Genomic DNA, 20,447 nt, shown 5'->3' on the forward strand with positions numbered 1-20,447 from the left:
CATCTACGTCGGCAAGCGCAACGTGAAAGTGCGTGATGGCGGCGTGCTGGCCGATGTTGCGCCGACCATGTTGAAGCTGCTGGGGCTGGAAAAGCCTGCCGAAATGACCGGCACTTCGATTCTGGTAGACGCCTGAATCTGCGTATTGGGGCCGCTTTGCGGCCCATCGCGACGCAAGGCCGCTCCTACAGGGCCCCGATAACACCTGAATTCCAGACAAACGCCTCGCGACACTGGCAGCGAGGCGTTTTTTTTGCCCGCCCAGGCGGGCATACTAGGCCAGTCTCCATCCTTGGTACGCCAAACCCCATGCTTCGCGCCCTGATCCTCCTAGCCTTGTCATGCCTGCTCAGCCCGGCCTTCGCCGATGAGCGCGCACAGACCCAGCAGCAACTGGACGCCACCCGCCAGGACATTGCCGAGCTCAAGAAAACACTGGGCAAGCTCCAGGAAGAAAAAGCCGGTGTGCAAAAGGACCTGAAAGCCACCGAGACCGACATCGGCAACCTCGAAAAGCAGGTGGAGGCACTGCAGCAAGCGCTAAAAAAGACCGAGGGCGAGCTGGAGCGCCTTGAAACCGAGAAAAAAAAACTCCAGACCGCCCGCGTTGAACAGCAACGGCTGATCGCCATTCAAGCCCGCTCGGCCTACCAGAACAACGGTCGCGAGGAATACCTCAAGCTGCTGCTCAACCAGCAGAACCCAGAGAAATTCGCCCGCACCCTGACCTACTACGACTACATGAGCAAGGCGCGCCTGGAGCAGCTGCGCACCTTCAACGAAACCCTCCGCCAGTTGGCCAGTGTCGAGCAGCAAATGTCTGCTCAACAGCAACAGTTGCTGGCCCAGCGCGCCGACCTCGACAGCCGCCGCCAGGCCCTGGAGAGCGAACGCGGCAAGCGCCAGCAGGTATTGGCCAAGCTCAACAGCGACATGAAAGACCGTGACCAGGAGCTCCAGGCCCGTCAGCAGGACCAGGCCGACCTGGCCAAAGTCCTCAAGACCATCGAGGAAACCCTGGCACGCCAGGCCCGCGAGGCTGAAGAGGCACGCAAGAAAGCCTTGCTGGCGCAGCAGGAAGCGGAAAAACGCCGGCAGCAAGAGGCCCTGGCGGCCGCTGCGCGCAACCAGGCGCGCGAGCCTGAAGCGCCGGCAGAGCCGCCGAAAAAGGCCCGTACCACCCTCGGGCCGATGGTTTCCAGCGACGGAGCCAACTACGGCGGTGCATTTTCTGCAGCACGGGGCAAACTTCCTTGGCCAGTCAATGGTCGATTGCTGGCACGCTTCGGCGATGCACGCGGCAACGATGCCCGGGCCAAATGGGACGGCGTGATGATCAGCGCCAACCCCGGCACACAAGTGCACGCCGTGCACGGCGGGCGTGTGGTGTTCGCCGACTGGTTGCGCGGCGCCGGGCTTCTGGTCATTCTCGATCATGGCAACGGTTACCTGAGCCTGTACGGCCATAACCAGAGCCTGCTGAAAAGTGCTGGTGACATCGTCAAGGCCGGTGAAGCCATATCCACCGTCGGCGACAGCGGTGGCCAGGACGCGGCAGGCTTGTACTTCGCCATCCGCCAGCAGGGCCGGCCTACCGACCCTTCGCAGTGGTGCCGGGGTTAGTCAACTTTCTACGGCGCGGCCCAAACGCTGCACCGATGCTCCGCAGGGAGCGCTTACAGGATCAGGAGTCCGTTCGACATGCTGCACTCGCCTCGTCTCACCCAGTTGGCCCTGTCCATCGCCCTGGCGGTCGGCGCGCCCCTGGCCACTGCCGCGGAGCCGGCCAAGGCGGCAGCTGTGCCGGCCACCGAGGTCACTGCCAAGGCGCCACTGCCACTGGAAGAGCTGCGCACCTTCGCCGAAGTCATGGACCGCATCAAAGCGGCCTATGTCGAGCCGGTAGATGACAAGACCCTGCTGGAGAATGCCATCAAGGGCATGCTCAGCAACCTCGACCCACACTCGGCCTACCTAGGCCCCGAGGACTTCCAGGAACTGCAGGAAAGCACCAGCGGCGAGTTCGGCGGGCTGGGTATCGAAGTGGGCCAGGAAGACGGCTTCATCAAGGTGGTCTCGCCGATCGATGACACCCCGGCCTCGCGTGCAGGCGTCCAGGCCGGCGACCTGATCGTCAAGATCAACGGCGCCCCGACCCGCGGCCAGACCATGACCGAAGCGGTGGACAAGATGCGCGGCAAGGTCGGCGACAAAATCACCCTGACCCTGGTCCGCGACGGCGGTAACCCCTTCGACGTGACCCTGGCCCGCGCGGTGATCCAGGTCAAGAGCGTGAAGAGCCAGCTGCTGGAAAACGACTACGGCTATATCCGCATCACCCAGTTCCAGGTCAAGACCGGCGACGAGGTGGGCAAAGCCCTGGCCAAGCTGCGCAAGGACAACGGCAAGAAACTGCGCGGGGTGGTGCTCGACCTGCGCAACAACCCGGGTGGCGTGCTGCAATCGGCCGTGGAAGTGGCCGACCACTTCCTCACCAAGGGCCTGATCGTCTACACCAAGGGCCGCATCGCCAATTCCGAACTGCGCTTCTCGGCCGACCCGGCCGACGCCAGCGAAGGGGTGCCACTGGTGGTGCTGATCAACGGCGGCAGCGCCTCGGCTTCGGAAATTGTAGCGGGCGCACTGCAAGACCAGAAGCGCGCCGTGCTGATGGGCACCGACAGCTTCGGCAAAGGCTCGGTACAAACCGTGCTGCCATTGGCCAATGACCGCGCCCTGAAGCTGACCACCGCACTGTACTTCACCCCCAATGGCCGTTCGATCCAGGCCCAGGGTATCGTCCCCGACATCGAAGTACGTCAGGCCAAGCTCACTGCCGAGGTCGACACCGACAACTTCAAGGAAGCCGACCTGCAGGGCCACCTGGGCAACGGTAACGGCGGCGCCGACCGCCCGACCGGCAGCAGCAAGCGCAAGGAGCGCCCACAGGACGACGACTTCCAACTGAGCCAGGCACTGAGCCTGCTCAAAGGCCTCAACATCACCTCGGGCAAATGATCCAGCCCATGCGGTACCTGCTGTGCCTGGTGTTCTGCCTGTTGGCCGGGGTCGCGCAAGCGGCGCCGGCCGGCAAGGCCTACATGAGCATCATCATCGACGACCTTGGCCAGAGCCCCGAGCGGGACAGCCGCACCTTGGCCCTACCCGGCCCGGTGACCATGGCCATCATGCCCGACACCCCGCATGCAACCGACTTCGCCCGCCAAGCGCACAAGGCTGGCAAAACGGTGATCCTGCACATGCCCATGGACCCGGCCACCGGGCCCTATGCCTGGCACCCCGGCATCGCCGGCGAAGAGCTGGCCCGGCGCCTGGACAGCGCGCTGCTCAAGGTGCCTTACGCGGCCGGCATCAACAACCATATGGGCAGCCGCATGACGGCCCAGCGCGAACCCATGGCCTGGCTGATGGGCGAATTGCAACGTCGCCATCTGTTCTTCGTCGACAGCCGCACCAGTGCCGCCACCGTCGCGGCTGCAGAAGCACAGGCGCAAGGCCTGGCGCATGTCTCGCGGGATGTGTTTCTCGATGACGTGCGCACCACCGAAGCCATTGCCGGGCAGTTGCAACAAGGCGTGGCCCTGGCGCACAAGCAAGGCTCGGCAGTGTTGATCGGCCACCCTTACCCGCAAACGCTGGAGGTGCTGGCCCGCGAACTGCCCCGCCTGAAAAGCCAGGGCATCACGCTGCTGGGTCTGCCACAGATGATTGCCGAGCGCAGCAACCAGGCCATGCCGGCACATGGCCGGCAGGGCCGCTACAGCAACCGATGACCCGAACCTACTGTGCTGTTGGACGATCGAAAGGAATGATCCCCGTGGCTTGCTGTAGTGTCAGCTTGCCGCGGTAAAGCTGCTGCCCTGTATCCCTGGCAACCTGGCTGCTCAGGTAACGCTGGGCCCACACCTTCAGATGCCCCGAAGTAAAATCCCGGGCGTAGGCAGCCTGCGACCGCAAATGGAAATGCACAGCCCAGAGTTTACGGTTGTTTGACAAGAGCTGGACCAGGTACTCATCGAAAGCGCTACCGTCCGCCATGACATGCCGCTTGAGGTATACGACCTTGATCGCCTTCAAATCGTAAAGAAAGCGCAGGGCTTCGGCAGTGGGGCGGCTGGTGTGGGTGTACAGGGTGGTAAGTTGCACCTCCTTCTCTGTACGCAGCGCATTCACTTCCTGTTCCAAGGTCCTGATCAGCGCATCGTCGCCACCGGCAGCGCGCACTACGCTCACTGCCTCGGTCAGTTTGCTCAGCTGAAGATCGTATATCCTGGCCACCAGCGACCCGCTGATATCGATCTCGACATAGGCCTTGGCTGAGGCTCGATGGGCATTGCTCTTATTCAGTAGAGACTGCACCCAACTAGCGAGATCGGCTAGGGGGGCTTCGTCGGATAACGATGGCTGCTGGACCTCGCGCCACTCGCCATCTACTTGTTCAAAGGTGGCCAATACCTTATCGCTGATCTTCTCACGCACCTCGAGCAAGGATTGCCCTTCGATAAGGTTGCCGATCATCAGTTGCCCCTGGCCATTACGCACCAACCGCTGCGGCACGCGGGACGCCGGATAAGGCCTACGCCCGGCCGGTAGAAGGGGGTGATCCTGCTCATCATACGCTATGCCCAGACGTACGTTCACATCGAGCTTGAGTTTGCTGATGTGCTCCCGATAGCGCTCGATCATGGCCGGTTCGATCAACGCCCCACCCTCTCGGCGAACGCGATCACTGTTGACCAGCGCAGCACTGTATTCGTCCCAGGCTTCGTGCAGGATGACGATCCTGTCCTGCGCCGGCAGGTTGGAGAAGGCCAGCTCGCCGTGGGCTTCGGCCGCGTTGCGCAGGCTTGAGCTGACCAGGGCAGCTCTGTAGCCTGCAATGACGTCTGGCCGGTCGCTTTCCAGGTGCAGCGCCAGCTCGGCCAGATTCACCACCTGGTGGAAACGCAGTTGAACTGTACTGACGCTGCGCTTGGCAATTATGTCTGCGACGGTGCCTTTGGCGTTGCCCCCCCAATCCTTTACCTCGAAATCTTCCGGCGTTTCGGTCAACAATTGATCCAGCTGCTCACTCCAGACCAACATGCGATCCTGCACGTCGATCACGACTTGCTGTTTGACGCGCAACTTCTCATACAAATCCGCGAATTCACGGACTGGCCGCCCATCCAGCGCGTTTTGCATCTCCACAAGTTCGGGGTAATTCGCAAGGCTCCAGAGCTCGGTGAAAGTAATCTCGGCATCGTTGATAGCGCTGTTGCGAACAACTTTATCGTGCTCGGCAAGCACCCCGTCCCAGCCCCCCTTTTCCCGCTCACGGGCAAATTTGTCTTCTCGCATGGTCGCGTGCAGCGCCAGTATTTCAATATCGGCGCCGACCGCAGCTTCCAGCTCCTTCAGCATCCGGTTCATCTGTGTGAAGTGGTCCTGCTCGAACGTAATCTTGCGCTTATCGTAAAGCGCGAGCGTTGTGCGCAACTGCGACTTACCCGCTTCGTCTTCGGCGGGCAACGCGGCCAGCCTTTCGGATGCGGTGGCCCGAAGCTCCCTGAGTTTCAGCAGTTGTTCGCGCAATTCGTCCACAGCCTTGGCAAAAGGCCCGGCTTGCTTTCTGGCCTCCCGGGCGCGACTGTCAAGGCCCTCTATCTTTTGGTGCATGTCGCGAAACCGATCCCTCAGCCACTTTTGTGTACGCTCTCGCCCCATGCCACCCCGCAGACCAAGCGCCGTGTCCACACGCCACACGCCGTCGACGAAACGCAGCCAGGGCCCCGCGGCTCCGCCACCATCGACCACCCGTACACCCTCTGGCAACCGCTCCACGCGGTAGGTATCACTGGCCAGGGCTACATAATGATCGCCGTCGATCAGGTACAAGCCTGTCGCCGTACCTTGGTTCAAGGGCTGCACGCCCGCAAGCGAGACCGGTGCACGCATGGCCCTGAGTGCTTCGCGCTGTTCGCGCGGCAACCAGTTGAAGTCACTCTGACCTCGCCATGAAAAATCGAGCCAGCGGCTCGGCAGCGCTTGGCCAAGCGCAGGCGTTTCCTCGATAGGCGCGATTGCAATTTCGGCAAATGCGCCGCGCTGCGCCTCAGGCCCCTCGACCTCCGCCGCACCGGGCAATGCATAGGAGGGAAAGGCTTTGGCGGGTTGCCTGGCATGCAGCAACACCATGCCCAGGTTCAATATCAGGTCAACCGTTGCCGCCGACCGATCAAACTCATTGCCACGCTCCAAGGCCTCAATGTCTTGCTGCAACGCGTTGAGCAATTGCACCAACCAGGCCACCGAGGCCACAGGCCCGCGAAGCGCCAAGGTCACGACATCGAACAACAGCCATGCCCCCTCGCACAATGTCTGCCAGCGGCTCTCGGCGTTGGACACAGACTGTTCATCAGCGAGCGTCAGCAGCAGGTCGCGATTGGCTGTATAAAGTTTCTCGTCAATGTTGCTACGCCAGAATTCGATCGCCAGCCTGGCAGGTTCCGGACGCTCAGGCAGCGCATAGGGGTCGATGCCGATGACACTGATGTGCGGTTCGCGGAAACCACCATGGTCGTAGACAGGCCTGGCGCTGGGCTGCATCCAGTCAAGAATACTCTCCTGCAAAATCTCCGATTCACGCACGTGTTCGAGCAAAGCCGAGAGGCTGGCATATTCACGCAGCGTGTCTTTGGCGAACAAGGGCCGGTACAGCAACACCAGCGAGGGTTCCGCGCAGAACAGGATGTACATGCAGCGTACCGGGTCCGTGACCCTGGACGCTGCGCTACGCCTGAACGCCAGCGGAAACAGGATCATGCGCGGCGCGTCGGGGTCGACGTGCCCCGCACAATAGTCGACCACGCATTGCAGGCCTGGCTCTTTGATCTTGCCGTCCATCTTGGCAGTGAGTGCAGCGGCCAGCAGTGCTGCACGCCATTCCCGCCCCAGGCGCCTGACCCGGTCCGCGCGCTTGGCCGGATCGTCCAGTTGCGCCGCGACATAGGCAGGATAATGGCTACCGATATCCACTTTGGTCACGAGGGCTCTGGCGGCGTCGGCATCGAGCCATGCCGGTGCCTCGCCCCCGCCACGCAGGTAAATGCGCTCGATCGCCGCCCCCTTGAGCGACGCGAGGTTGCCAATGGCAAATTCGGTGAGCGTCTTGCTCCCGGCGAAGGCCAATGGCTCGCCGCCGCCGGTGCCTGTGCCCGCCCCACCAGGGATCCCACGGGCCAGGTAAAGGTCGAATACAAGCTCGTCCGGCGAGCTGTCTGCCCCGTGATCCTCGCGGATCTGCCTGGTCAGCCGTTGACGGGCGTAATCGGTCAGCGACTGAACGCCATCCAGTGCTGAGACCCCACCCGAGTCGAGCTGGTAAAGCGCGAGCTGCAGCAAGGCAGCGCTGCAGGCAAAACTGTCCTGCGCACTGGCCATCAACCCAGGGGGAGGTTGCACTGCCGGGGTTTCATCCGGGTACCCCACGAACCATGAAGAAGGGTCGCCAAGCTGGTCAAAACGCTGCTCAAGGGCCGGAACATCCTGGATGTCGGCATAACGCGCAAGCTCGACCCTGGCGAGCACCGTATCGAGCAGCAGCGAGACCTGCTGGGCAAACACATTGCCGGTGGCGGGATAGCGTTGCCAACTCATCCGTTCGAAGGCGTAGCGTTGCGCCAGTTCGTCACGCAAGGCCAGGCCAAACGCGTGCAACGACTCGAAACTGCGTACTATCCCCGAAGGTGCGCACCACAGGATGACCTTACGCTCATCCCACTCGGCGGCAATCAGCATCTGGCACTGCAGTTGATCATATTGCATGGAGGCACTGGTCAGCCGGGTCTGCACGAAGTACACCGCGGGCTGTTCATCGCCGCCGTGCAGCAGGCCGCGGATACAGGCCTGCTCCTGCGGGTCCAGTCCCTGCCAGGGCAAGCTGCGCAGTAGCGCGAGCTTGAGCAGCAACTGCAACCATTCGTCGCGACTCACCCCGGCGCTGCCCTTGCCTCGCCAGAACTCGAGCTGGGCCTCGCAGAAGTGTCGTGGCAAGTCCTCAACCAGCTGGTTCAGGGCAGCTGACAAGTCAGGCAATTGCCGGGTGTCGAACTCGCTCGACGAGCCGGCAAAACGATGGCTGCCGGTGAGCCCGAGGTTGTAATGGCGCCCATCCGCCAGTGGCGCCAGGCTCAACGCCTGGGGGTCGAGCAAGGCTTCCAGAACCCGGTCCACAAAGGGTGTGGTGGTCCAATACGCAGTAGCGGGGTCTGGGCTGTCCAGCATCAGTGGGTCAGCATTTGTCAGGGCTGGTGTGGTGTTGGCCAACCATGGCAGGTGCGGCAGCAGCACGCGCAGTAGCTGCGCACTGGCGACCTGGCGCAGGGTCGGCCGGCCGTTGAACTGCCCGGCCACGGCCTGGCGGAAATCGAAGGGGGGTATCTTGTAACTCGTCATGCTGAGTGCCTCCGCTGAAAAAACCGCAGGCTGCGGTATTCAGGTGCGATACCCGCGCTACATATTGCTCAAAAAAAAGGCCTTGCACGGTGGGCAAGGCCTTTTCTTCATTGCAGCAGCGTCAGCTGTACACTCGCCCCAGCAACTGGCGATGGCTTTCGAACTGGTCCAGCACGTCACGCACGATCTGCTCGGGCGCAAAGCCCATCAGGTCGTACTCCTGGCTGCCGTCGTGCAGGTAAACCTCGGCACGGTAGAAGCGTTGACGGACTTCCGGCTCGCCTTCCACCGGCGCCTCGCTGGGTGCCGCCAGGTAGCCGTCCAGGCTCACTTCGTAGACGAACGGGTTACCTTCTTCCATCATCACCCGCAGGCCCATCATGTCGCGCGCCTGGCCAACACGGGACTCCACATCGAAGCCCAGGGTCTGCAACTGGGCAGCAGCCTCTTTCAGGGCCGGGCTGACCTGCTTGTCCATGAAGCGCTGCACCACGGCCTGGGTCGGCTGCAGCTCCAGCTGGGTCAGCCGCTCACTGAACCCACGTCGGCCACGGGCAGCCAGTTCGGCGCGCTCCTGCTCTACCGCCACGTCCTGTTTCATGGCCTTGTACAGGCCGAACATGAACAGCACCAGCACCACCGAGAACGGCAGGCCCGCCAGCACGACCATGGTTTGCATGGCCTCGAAATTACCGGCGAACAGCAAACCGATGGTCACCAGGGTGATCACCACCGACCAGAACACCACCATCCAGTGCGGGGCATCCTCGTCGACCTTGCCGCCTTTGCAGGACAGGTTGGCCATCATCACCGCACCGGAATCGGCCGGGGTCAGGAACAGCACGAAGCCGACGAACACCGCCACACCAATCACGAGCTTGGCTGCCGGGAAGTATTCCAGCAGTTGGTAGATCGACATCGAGGGTTGTTCCAGCGCAGTCTTGCCCAGCTCGACCGCGCCCTGGTTGATCACCAGGTCCAGCGCCGTGTTACCGAAAATCGACAACCAGGCCAAGGTGAAGCCCAGCGGGATCAGCAGCACACCCATGACCAGCTGGCGCACGGTGCGGCCTTTGGAAATACGGGCGATGAACATGCCTACGAACGGGCCCCAGGAGATCCACCAGGCCCAGTAGAACACGGTCCACAGGCCCAACCAGCGTTCGGACTTGCCAGCCTCGCCCTCATACACGTAGAGGTCGAAGGTTTTCAGCACGATACCGTTGAGGTAATCGCCTACGTTCTGCACGAAGCCGTTCAGCAGGTGCAGGGTTTCGCCGCCCAGCAGGACGAAGATCAGCAAGCCGCTGAACAGCATGATGTTCAGGTTGGACAGGCGGCGAATGCCGTTTTCCACACCCGAAACCGCCGCCACGGTAGCCACGCCAGCCATCACCAGGATCACCACCAGCAGGTTGGTCTTGCTGTGGTCCATGCCGAACAGGTACTCCAGCCCTGACGACACCTGCATGGCACCGATGCCCAGGTTGGTGACCAGGCCCAACAGGGTGACGAACATGCCGAAGATGTCCACGGCATTGCCGGCGGCACCCTTGACCCAACGTTCGCCGACCAGGGGGTACAACGCCGAGCGCAGCGCCAGCGGCTGGTTATGCCGGTAGGCGAAGTAGCCCACGGCCAGGCCGACCAGCGCATAGATCGCCCAGCCATGCAGGCCCCAGTGCAGGAAGGTCAGCTGCAGTCCCTGGCGCGCGGCTTCCAGGCTTGCCGGGGTGCCCTCCGGTGGGTTGAAGTAGTGGTCCAGGGGCTCGGAGGCGCCAAAGTACAGCAGCGAAATACCGATGCCCGAGGAGAACAGCATGCCGGCCCAGGCGCCATAGCTGAAGTCGGGCTGGTCGTCCTTGCCGCCGAGCTTGAGGCTGCCGTAATCGGAGAAGGCCAGGTAGACGACGAACAGCAGGTAACCGCAGATCACCAGCATGTAGTACCAGCCAAAGGTGCGCGTCAGCCACTTCTGGGCCACGCCCAGCACCTGGCCGGCAGTTTCGGGTACAGCGATCAGCAAGGCAGTCAGAACAAGGATCATCAGCGCCGAGGTGAAGAACACCACGCGGTTGACCCGTACCCTCTCGGCGGGGGGCTTGGTAAGTGAGGCAGAACTCATTGCACGAATGCTCCGGGCAGTGCGGCTGTGGAGGCTAATCATTCTTTCCCGAGCAATTGGTGGAATATCCCCACTGCATCAGGTGTTATAAAAGCACCCTGGAAACCGTGATCCCGAATCGATACGTTGCAAAAAACAGACAGGTGGTCTGCTGTAAATGCCACGCTTTACCCGCTGGGTGCGCGCATTCGTCACAGATCACCCCGCCCGCTCCAAGGGCCCGCCGCAGGGCCGGGGCCACGTGGCAGAATCTGCATTTCGCATCGCTGATGCCCGTCAACGCCTTGTATTCCGGGGGTTACGCGATTTCCTGGGGTGTCAATTCGTGCCTGCTCGACGACCTGAAAGACTGTCAATGGCACAAATTGTCGCAGAGCTTATTCTTTATTGATTGAACGTTCAATCAAAACAAAATAGACTGGTCTTCGCCGAGTCAGCCGCCTGTCGCCTGCTCGCAGGCCTGAGGAGATAGCAAGATGCCCAAGGTCGGTATGCAACCCATCCGCCGCCAGCAGTTGATCGAAGCCACGTTGCAGGCTGTCGACCAGGTCGGCCTGGGGGACGCCAGCATTGCGCTGATTGCCCGTTTGGCCGGGGTGTCGAACGGCATCATCAGTCACTACTTTCGGGACAAGAACGGCCTGATAGCAGCGACGATGGGTTACATCATGAATATGCTCAACGAAGGCGTTCGAGCACGTCGCCAGGCCCTGACGGACGGCAGCCCGCGCGCTCACCTGAAAGTGATCATCGAGGGCAACTTCGATGCCAGCCAGGTGAACGGCCCGGCGATGAAAACCTGGTTGGCCTTTTGGGCTTCCAGCATGCACCAGCCCGATTTGCACAGGTTGCAACGGATCAACGACCACCGTTTGTACTCCAACCTGTGTTGCCAGTTTCGCCGTGCCTTGCCGCTTTACCATGCGCGCAAGGCCGCCCGTGGCCTGGCAGCCCTGATCGACGGCCTGTGGCTGCGCGGTGCCTTGTCGGGTGATGCATTCGACACTGGCCAGGCAGTACGGATTGCTTACGAATACATGGATCTACAACTGGCTAAGCAGCACACCCTGGGCACCAACGACCCGGCTGCTGAACAAGCGCGCACGGCCCTTGCCCACCCGGCAGGAGCGTGACGCAAAGCCAAACCACACACTGCACTTGCGAGGACACTATGGCCCGTTTCGGAACGCAAAAACTCTACATTGATGGCGCTTACGTCGACGCTGGCAGCGATGCCACTTTCGAAGCCATCAACCCGGCTACCGGCGAAGTCCTTGCCCACGTGCAGCGTGCGACCGAGGCTGACGTCGAGAAAGCCGTCGAAAGCGCCGAGCGTGGCCAGAAAGTCTGGGCTGCGATGACCGCCATGCAGCGCTCGCGCATCCTGCGCCGCGCCGTCGACATCCTGCGTGAGCGCAACGACGAGCTGGCCATGCTGGAAACCCTGGACACCGGCAAGTCGTACTCGGAAACCCGCTACGTCGACATCGTCACCGGCGCCGATGTGCTGGAGTACTACGCAGGCCTGGTACCGGCCATCGAGGGCGAGCAGATCCCGCTGCGTGAATCGTCCTTCGTCTACACCCGCCGCGAGCCGCTGGGCGTGACCGTAGGTATCGGTGCCTGGAACTACCCGATCCAGATCGCCCTGTGGAAATCCGCCCCGGCCCTGGCCGCTGGTAACGCGATGATCTTCAAGCCATCGGAAGTCACGTCGCTGACCACCCTCAAACTGGCCGAGATCTACACCGAAGCCGGCCTGCCGAATGGCGTGTTCAACGTGCTGACCGGCAGCGGCCGTGAAGTCGGTACCTGGCTGACCGAGCACCCCCGCATCGAAAAGGTCTCCTTCACCGGCGGCACCACCACCGGCAAGAAGGTCATGGCCAGCGCCTCGAGCTCGTCGCTCAAGGAAGTCACCATGGAACTGGGCGGCAAGTCGCCGCTGATCATCTGCGCCGATGCCGACCTGGACAAGGCCGCCGACATCGCCATGATGGCCAACTTCTACAGCTCGGGCCAGGTATGCACCAACGGTACCCGCGTGTTCATCCCGGCTGAAATGAAGGCTGCCTTCGAAGCCAAGATCGCCGAGCGCGTTGCGCGCATCCGCGTCGGCAACCCGGAAGACGAAAACACCAACTTCGGCCCGCTGGTCAGCTTCCAGCACATGGAAAGCGTGCTGGGCTACATCGCCAAGGGCAAAGAGGAAGGTGCCCGCCTGCTGTGCGGCGGCGAGCGTCTGACCACCGGTGAGTTCGCCAAAGGCGCCTTCGTGGCCCCGACCGTGTTCACCGACTGCAGCGACGACATGACCATCGTCAAGGAAGAGATCTTCGGCCCGGTGATGAGCATCCTCACCTATGAAACCGAGGAAGAAGTGATCCGCCGCGCCAACGACACCGACTACGGCCTGGCCGCCGGTGTCTGCACCAACGACATCACCCGCGCCCACCGCATCATCCACAAGCTCGAAGCCGGTATCTGCTGGATCAACGCCTGGGGTGAATCGCCGGCCGAGATGCCGGTCGGTGGCTACAAGCAGTCGGGCGTAGGCCGTGAAAACGGCGTCAGCTCGCTGGCCCAATACACCCGTATCAAGTCGGTTCAGGTCGAACTGGGCGGCTACAACTCGGTCTTCTGACCGACAGTTGCAAGCCGCAAGCTTCAAGCTGCAAGAAAGAGCCGGTCGGCGTCAGACCGCCGGCCCTTGCAGATACCATCCATTCGCAAGCTTCGCCCAACTGCTTTTTCTTGCAGCTTGTAGCTAGAAGCTTGCCGCTGCATTTCGGAGAAATGCCATGGAATACGATTACATCATCGTCGGTGCCGGCTCCGCCGGTAACACACTGGCCACCCGCCTGACCGAAGATGCCGGCGTCACCGTACTGCTGCTGGAAGCCGGCGGCCCCGACTACCGCTTCGACTTCCGCACCCAGATGCCAGCAGCCCTGGCCTTCCCGCTGCAAGGCCGCCGCTACAACTGGGCCTACGAGACCGACCCGGAGCCGTTCATGGACGGCCGCCGCATGGAGTGTGGCCGCGGCAAGGGCCTGGGTGGTTCGTCGCTGATCAACGGCATGTGCTACATCCGCGGCAACGCCATGGACTTCGACGGCTGGGCAGAACTGCCAGGCCTGGAAGACTGGACCTACCTCGACTGCCTGCCGTACTTCCGCAAGGCCGAAACCCGCGACATCGGCCCCAACGACTACCACGGCGGTGACGGCCCGCTCAGCGTCGCCACGCCCAAAGCCGGCAACAACCCGCTGTTCAACGCAATGGTCGAAGCCGGTGTACAGGCCGGTTACCCGCGTACCGAAGACCTCAACGGCTACCAGCAGGAAGGCTTTGGCCCGATGGACCGTTCGGTGACCAAGAACGGCCGCCGCTCCAGCACCGCCCGTGGCTACCTGGACCAGGCCAAGAAACGCCCGAACCTGACCATCGTGACCCACGCCCTCAGCGACCGTGTGCTGTTCGAAGGCAAGCGCGCGGTTGGCGTCACCTACCTGGTGGGCGACAGCGAAGAGCGCGTAGAAGCCCGTGCCCGCAAGGAAGTGATCGTCAGCTCCGGCGCCATCGCTTCGCCGCAGCTGCTGCAGCGCTCCGGCGTCGGCCCGCGTGCCCTGCTGGAAAGCCTCGACATTCCGGTGGTGCACGACCTGCCGGGCGTGGGTGAAAACCTGCAGGACCACCTGGAGCTTTACCTGCAGTACGCCTGCACCCAGCCGGTGTCGCTGTACCCGTCGCTGCTATGGTGGAACCAGCCGGCCATTGGTGCCGAGTGGCTGTTCAACGGCACCGGCATTGGCGCCAGCAACCAGTTCGAGGCTGGCGGTTTCATTCGCAGCCGCCCTGAATTCAAGTGGCCGAACATCCAGTACCACTTCCTCCCGGTGGCGATCAATTACAACGGTTCCAATGGCGTGAAGGAGCATGGCTTCCAGGCGCACATGGGTTCGATGCGCTCCCCGTCCCGCGGCCGCATCCAGGCCAAGTCGAAAGACCCGCGCCAGCACCCGAGCATCCTGTTCAACTACATGTCCTCCGAGCAGGACTGGCAGGAATTCCGTGACGGCATCCGCCTGACCCGCGAAATCATGGCCCAGCCGGCACTGGACCCGTACCGTGGCCGCGAAATCAGCCCCGGCGCGCATGTGCAAACCGATGAAGAGCTGGACAAGTTCATCCGCGAGCACGCCGAAACCGCCTTCCACCCGTCCTGCTCGTGCAAGATGGGCACCGACGACATGGCGGTGGTCGATGGCGAAGGCCGTGTGCACGGCATGCAGGGCCTGCGCGTAGTGGATGCCTCGATCATGCCGTTGATCATCACCGGCAACCTCAACGCCACCACGATCATGATTGCCGAGAAAATCTCGGACAAGATCCGTGGTCGCAAGCCGTTGCCACGCAGCACCGCCGAGTACTACGTGGCTGGTGATGCCCCGGTCAAAGGCAAGCCGATGCGTGAAGTGAAGCAGGCGTAAGCCTGCACCGGCCGCATCGCCGGCAAGCCGCCTGCCACAGGTTGAGCACCGGCAACATGACAAAAGGCACCCACCGCGGTGCCTTTTGCACATCTGCAGAAACGCTTTACATGCTGCCAATTCATCAGGTTAGAATCGATTGGCACGCGACTTGCCAGTCATTCCCCTTTCCAGCGTTATCCCGGAGTACCTGCCTTTGGATGCCAGCACCATCAACAGCCTGTTCCTGATCGGCGCATTACTGGTGGGCGCGAGTATTCTGGTCAGTTCGCTGTCGTCGCGCCTGGGCATCCCTATTCTGGTCATCATTCTCGCCGTGGGCATGGTCGCCGGTGTCGATGGTGGCGGCATCATCTTCAACAACTACCCAACCGCCTACCTGGTGGGCAACCTCGCCCTGGCGGTGATCCTGCTCGACGGCGGCCTGCGCACACGGGTGGCGAGCTTTCGCGTAGCGCTATGGCCGGCACTGTCGCTGGCCACGGTCGGGGTCATGATCACCACAGCCCTGACCGGCCTTGTTGCTGCCTGGCTGTTCAACCTGAGCCTGATCCAGGGCTTGCTGATCGGCGCCATCGTCGGCTCCACCGACGCCGCAGCGGTGTTTTCGCTGCTGGGCGGCAAGGGCCTGAACGAACGGGTTACCGCCACCCTGGAGATCGAGTCGGGCAGCAACGACCCGATGGCGGTCTTCCTGACAGTTACGCTGATCGACATGATTGCCAGCGGCCAGACCGGCCTGCACTGGAGCCTGCTCACCCACCTGCTGCGCGAGTTCGGCATCGGCGGGTTGCTGGGCCTGGGCGGCGGCTGGCTGATGCTGCAACTGGTCAACCGGATCAACCTGGCCGGTGGCCTCTACCCCATTCTGGTGGTGGCCGGTGGCCTGGTGGTGTTCTCGCTGACAAACGCCCTCCACGGCAGCGGCTTCCTGGCCGTGTACCTGTGCGGCCTGGTGCTGGGCAACAAGCCGATCCGCAGCCGCCATGGCATCCTGCACATGCTCGACGGCATGGCCTGGCTGGCGCAGATCGGCATGTTCCTGGTACTGGGGCTGCTGGTGACACCGCACGACCTGCTGCCCATTGCCCTGCCGGCACTGGGCCTGGCGTTGTGGATGATCCTGGTGGCGCGGCCTCTGTCGGTGGTGGCGGCATTGCTGCCGTTCAAGGCCTTCCACGGCCGCGAAAAAGGCTTCATCTCGTGGGTTGGCCTGCGCGGCGCGGTGCCGATCATTCTCGCGGTGTTCCCGCTGATGGCCGGCCTGCCGGACGCCCAGCTGTTCTTCAACCTGGCTTTCTTCATCGTGCTGGTGTCGCTGCTGGTGCAAGGCACCAGCCTGCCGTGGATGGCCAAGCTGCTGAAGGTGACGGTACCACCGGATCCGGCGCCCATCTCCCGCTCTGCGCTGGAGGTGCACATCACCAGCGAGTGGGAAATGTTCGTCTACCGCCTGGGCAAGGAGAAGTGGTGCATCGGCGCCGCCCTGCGCGAGCTGAAGATGCCAGAAGGCACACGCATCGCCGCCCTGTTCCGCGGCGAGCAGTTGCTGCACCCCTCTGGCAGCACCGTGCTGGAGGTCGACGACATGCTCTGCGTGATCGGCCACGAACACAACCTGCCGGCGCTGGGCAAACTGTTCAGCCAGGCGCCGCAGCGTGGCCTGGACCTGCGCTTCTTCGGCGACTTCGTTCTCGAGGGCGATGCCGAACTGGGTGCGGTGGCCGCACTGTATGGCCTGAAACTCGATGGCCTGGACGCGAAAATGCCGCTGGCGCAGTTCATCCGACAGAAGGTCGGAGGCGCTCCAGTAGTAGGTGACCAGGTGGAATGGCACGGCACGATCTGGACCGTGGCGACCATGGTCGGGAACAAGATCCAGAAAGTGGGCGTCAGATTCCCCGAAGGAACGCGACCCGGACCAGGATTGTTCCTCTAAACTTCGTTTCTGCCGGATCCACAAGTAGTCTGCCTATGTCCCTGCGCGCATACCTTCGCACAGCCCTGCTCGGGCTGTGCCTGTCCCTTTCCTTCGCGGCCACCGCAGCAGAGCCGCCAACGGCTGCCAGCATTCAGAACAGCCTCGACAAGATTGCCGAGCGCAAGCTGCCCGAGGCCGACCAGAAAGCCTTGCAGCAGGTACTGGAACAGACCCTGAGCCTGCTGGCCAGCAAGGACGACAACGAGAAAAAGCTGGCCGCTCTCAAGCAGCAACTCAGTGCCGCACCCAAGGAAACCGACGACAGCCAGAAAGAGCTGGCCCGGCTCAAGCAAACCAAGGTTCAGCCGGTTGCCCAGCGCTATGCCAACCTCAACGTGCAGCAGCTCGAACAGATGCTCAGCGAGCGCAACACCCAGCAGGGCGAGCTGCAGAAGTCGCTGTCCGACGCCAACAGCCTGATCATCAACTCGCAGACCCGCCCCGAACGTGCCCAGGCCGAAATCAGCAGCAACCAGACCCGCGCCCAGCAGATCAACACCATCCTCAAGACCGGCAAGGACGGTGGCAAGTCGATCAATGCCGACCAGCGCAACCAGCTGAACGCAGAACTGGCTTCGCTCAACGCGCTGACCCTGCTGCGCCGCCAGGAACTGGCCGGCAACAGCGTGCTGCAGGACCTTGGCAACGCCCGCCATGACCTGCTGATCGAGCGTGCCGCGCGCCTTGAGCAGGAAATCCAGGACCTGCAGACGCTGATCAACGACAAGCGCCTGGCCCAGTCCCAGGAAACGGTCACCCAGCAATCGATCGAGGCGCAGAAGGCGGGCGGCAGCAGCCTGCTGGCCACCGAAAGCGCAGCTAACCTGAAGCTGTCCGACTACCTGCTCAAAAGCACCGACCGCCTCAATGAGCTGACCCAGCAGAACCTGCGCACCAAGCAGCAACTGGACAGCCTGACCCAGGCCGACCAGGCGCTGGACGAGCAGATCAACGTGCTCAAGGGCAGCCTGCTGCTGTCCAAGATCCTCTACAAACAGAAACAGACCCTGCCACACCTGAAACTCGACCGTGACCTGGCCGACCAGATCGCCGACACCCGCCTGTACCAGTTCGAGGTCAGCCAGCAGCGCGAGGTGATGAGCAGCCCGGTGACCTATGTCGACAAGCTGCTGGCAGCCCAACCGCAGGAACAGGTAACCCCGCAGCTGCGCAAGGCCCTGCTGGAGCTGGCGATCACCCGCAGCGACCTGCTGGAGCGTTTGAACCGCGAGCTTTCGGCGCTGCTCAACGAATCGATCACCCTGCAGCTCAACCAGAAACAATTGCTGGGCACTGCCCAGAGCCTGCGCACCACCCTCGACGAACAGATGTTCTGGATCCCCAGCAACAAGCCCCTGGACTGGGACTGGCTGCGCACCGTGCCGCAACGGCTGGCCGACCAGGTCGCCAACCTGCCGTGGGCCTCCAGCCTGAGCGAGCTGACCGACGGCCTCAGCCACCGGCCGCTGCTGTTCCTGCCGCTGTTGCTGGTGATCGGCGCTCTGTTGTGGCGGCGCAAGTACCTGTACCAACGGCTGGGCAAGGTGCACCAGGACATTGGCCATTTCCGCCGCGACAGCCAGTGGCATACGCCACAGGCGATTCTTATCAATATCCTGCTGGCGATGCCGGTCAGCCTTGTCCTGGCGTTGTGCAGCTACGCCCTGCAAATCGACGCCCGCGGGCAGAACGCCAACCTCGGCGCGGCCCTGTGGCAACTGGCCCAGGCGTGGCTGGTGTTCTATACCGCCTACCGCATCCTTGCACCCGGCGGCGTGGCGGAAGTGCATTTCCGCTGGTACAAACCCCAGGTCGAGTTCCTGCGGGGCTGGGTACGCCGCCTGGGCACCGTGGTGCTGGCCCTGGTCGGGGTAGTGGCGGTGGCCGAGCACCAGCCGTCGGCGCTGGCCGACGATGTACTGGGTATTGGCGTGGTGCTGGCCTGCTATGCGCTGATGGCCTGGCTGCTCAGCCGCCTGCTGCTCAGCAGCCCGGCGCACCGTGACACTTCGCTGTTCCGCAAGGCGGTCGGCGTGGCGTTCACTGCGCTGCCAATCGCCCTGTTCGTCGCGGTGTGCTTCGGCTACTACTACACCGCCCTGAAACTCACCGACCGGCTGATCTACACCCTCTACCTGCTGCTGTTCTGGCTGGTGATCGAGGCCGCCTTCGTGCGCGGCTTGTCGGTTGCGGCCCGCCGCCTGGCCTACCAACGGGCACTGAGCAAGCGCGCGGCGGCCAAGGAAGGGCTGGACGGCGAAGTGGTCGTCGAAGAGCCGACCCTGGACATCGAGCAGGTCAACCAGCAATCGTTGCGCCTGATCCGCCTGGCCCTGCTGGGCGGTTTCATCGCTGGCCTGTACTGGGTATGGGCCGACCTGCTCTCGGTGTTCGCCTACCTCAACAACTTCGTGCTGTACGAATACACCAGCGGCACCGGCGCCGCTGCCAGCATGGTGCCCATCAGCCTGGGCGACCTGTTGGGGGCACTGGTGATCGTCGGCATTACCTTCGCCCTGGCCGGCAACCTGCCAGGCCTGCTGGAGGTGCTGGTGCTGTCACGCCTGAACCTTGCCCAAGGCAGCGCCTACGCCACCACCACCCTGTTGTCGTACACCATCGTCGGCGTGGGTATCGTCAGCACCCTGTCGACCCTGGGGGTCAGCTGGGACAAGCTGCAATGGCTGGTGGCGGCGCTGTCGGTGGGCCTGGGCTTCGGCATGCAGGAAATCTTCGCCAACTTCATTTCCGGCATCATGATCCTGTTCGAGCGCCCGGTACGCATCGGCGACACCATCACCATCGGCAACCTGTCGGGCACGGTGAGCAAGATCCGCATCCGCGCCACCACCATCACCGACTTCGACCGCAAGGACATCATCGTCCCCAACAAGACCTTCATCACCGGCCAACTGATCAACTGGTCGCTGACCGACACGGTCACCCGGGTCACGCTGAAGCTGGGCATCGACTATGGCTCCGACCTCGACCTGGTGCGCGAGCTGCTGCTCAGGGGCGCGCATGAAAATCCACGGGTGCTCAAGGACCCGGAACCGATCGTGTACTTCCTCAACTTCGGCGAAAGCTCGCTGGACCACGAACTGCGCATGCACGTGCGCGACCTGGGTGACCGCAACCCGACGCTGGATGAACTCAACCGCTTCATCAGCCGCGAGTTCAAGGCGCACGACATCAAGATCTCGGTACGCCAGGTCGAGGTGTTCCTGATGGACGCAGCCGGCGGCAAGCAGCAGCTGATACCGATGGAGCAGCCCAAACCCGATGGCACTCAACCTGTGTGAGTGGACGCCATAGGGCATGAACGCCCAGAATGCCTGCGAGGGCTTGGCCCTCGATCGCCGGCAAGCCAGCCCCCACAGCTGGGCCCCGC

At 62.8% G+C, this 20,447-nt stretch carries 11 protein-coding genes and 1 pseudogene; 9 read left to right on the forward strand and 3 right to left on the reverse strand.

Annotated features, from left to right (window positions below):
• The 4 genes from APH30_RS29925 to APH30_RS08565 all read left to right on the forward strand — a co-directional run.
• The coding region (locus APH30_RS29925; RefSeq protein WP_177333717.1) for a hypothetical protein at positions 1–136 on the forward strand (136 nt) is incomplete at its 5' end.
• Positions 137–309: 173 nt separating this feature from the next.
• Complete coding sequence (locus APH30_RS08555) at positions 310–1,623, forward strand: murein hydrolase activator EnvC (protein ID WP_054912236.1); 1,314 nt, start codon at positions 310–312, stop codon at positions 1,621–1,623.
• Between the two features lie 78 nt (positions 1,624–1,701).
• On the forward strand, positions 1,702–3,018 hold the full coding sequence (locus APH30_RS08560) for a S41 family peptidase (RefSeq protein WP_009684994.1): 1,317 nt from the start codon (positions 1,702–1,704) through the stop codon (positions 3,016–3,018).
• An 8-nt stretch (positions 3,019–3,026) separates the two neighbouring features.
• Positions 3,027–3,794, forward strand: a complete 768-nt coding sequence (locus APH30_RS08565; protein WP_054912237.1) for a divergent polysaccharide deacetylase family protein — start codon at positions 3,027–3,029, stop codon at positions 3,792–3,794.
• A gap of 7 nt (positions 3,795–3,801) precedes the next feature.
• Here the strand turns inward: APH30_RS08565 and APH30_RS08570 are convergent, their stop codons facing one another.
• From APH30_RS08570 to APH30_RS08575, 3 genes and pseudogenes are all read right to left on the reverse strand, one after another.
• Positions 3,802–7,971 carry a dermonecrotic toxin domain-containing protein gene (locus APH30_RS08570; RefSeq protein ID WP_256221974.1) on the reverse strand — a complete coding sequence of 1,390 codons (4,170 nt, stop codon included), beginning with the start codon at positions 7,969–7,971 and terminating at the stop codon, positions 3,802–3,804.
• A gap of 607 nt (positions 7,972–8,578) precedes the next feature.
• On the reverse strand, positions 8,579–8,935 hold the full coding sequence (locus APH30_RS29930) for a hypothetical protein (protein WP_370593771.1): 357 nt from the start codon (positions 8,933–8,935) through the stop codon (positions 8,579–8,581).
• Between the two features lie 52 nt (positions 8,936–8,987).
• Positions 8,988–10,525: pseudogene (locus APH30_RS08575) on the reverse strand (BCCT family transporter).
• A gap of 533 nt (positions 10,526–11,058) precedes the next feature.
• On the opposite strand from APH30_RS08575, the gene betI reads away from it, so the two are divergent.
• From betI to mscK, 5 genes are all read left to right on the forward strand, one after another.
• On the forward strand, positions 11,059–11,715 hold the full coding sequence (gene betI, locus APH30_RS08580; protein WP_054912239.1) for a transcriptional regulator BetI: 657 nt from the start codon (positions 11,059–11,061) through the stop codon (positions 11,713–11,715).
• A gap of 38 nt (positions 11,716–11,753) precedes the next feature.
• The gene (betB, locus tag APH30_RS08585) at positions 11,754–13,226 is read left to right on the forward strand and encodes a betaine-aldehyde dehydrogenase (RefSeq protein ID WP_009684988.1); all 1,473 of its coding nucleotides are present in this window, start codon (positions 11,754–11,756) and stop codon (positions 13,224–13,226) included.
• A gap of 157 nt (positions 13,227–13,383) precedes the next feature.
• Positions 13,384–15,075 (forward strand): choline dehydrogenase, encoded by a 1,692-nt coding sequence (betA, locus tag APH30_RS08590; RefSeq protein WP_054912240.1) that lies wholly within the window; start codon positions 13,384–13,386, stop codon positions 15,073–15,075.
• A 196-nt stretch (positions 15,076–15,271) separates the two neighbouring features.
• Positions 15,272–17,014, forward strand: a complete 1,743-nt coding sequence (locus APH30_RS08595) for a potassium/proton antiporter (RefSeq protein ID WP_054912241.1) — start codon at positions 15,272–15,274, stop codon at positions 17,012–17,014.
• Positions 17,015–17,049: 35 nt separating this feature from the next.
• Positions 17,050–20,358: a mechanosensitive channel MscK gene (mscK, locus tag APH30_RS08600; RefSeq protein WP_054912242.1), complete on the forward strand. Its 3,309-nt coding sequence runs from the start codon at positions 17,050–17,052 to the stop codon at positions 20,356–20,358.
• The last annotated feature ends 89 nt before the right edge of the window (positions 20,359–20,447 follow it).

It is taken from the genome of Pseudomonas sp. NBRC 111127, from assembly GCF_001320345.1.
Classification (GTDB): Bacteria; Pseudomonadota; Gammaproteobacteria; order Pseudomonadales; family Pseudomonadaceae; genus Aquipseudomonas; species Aquipseudomonas juntendi.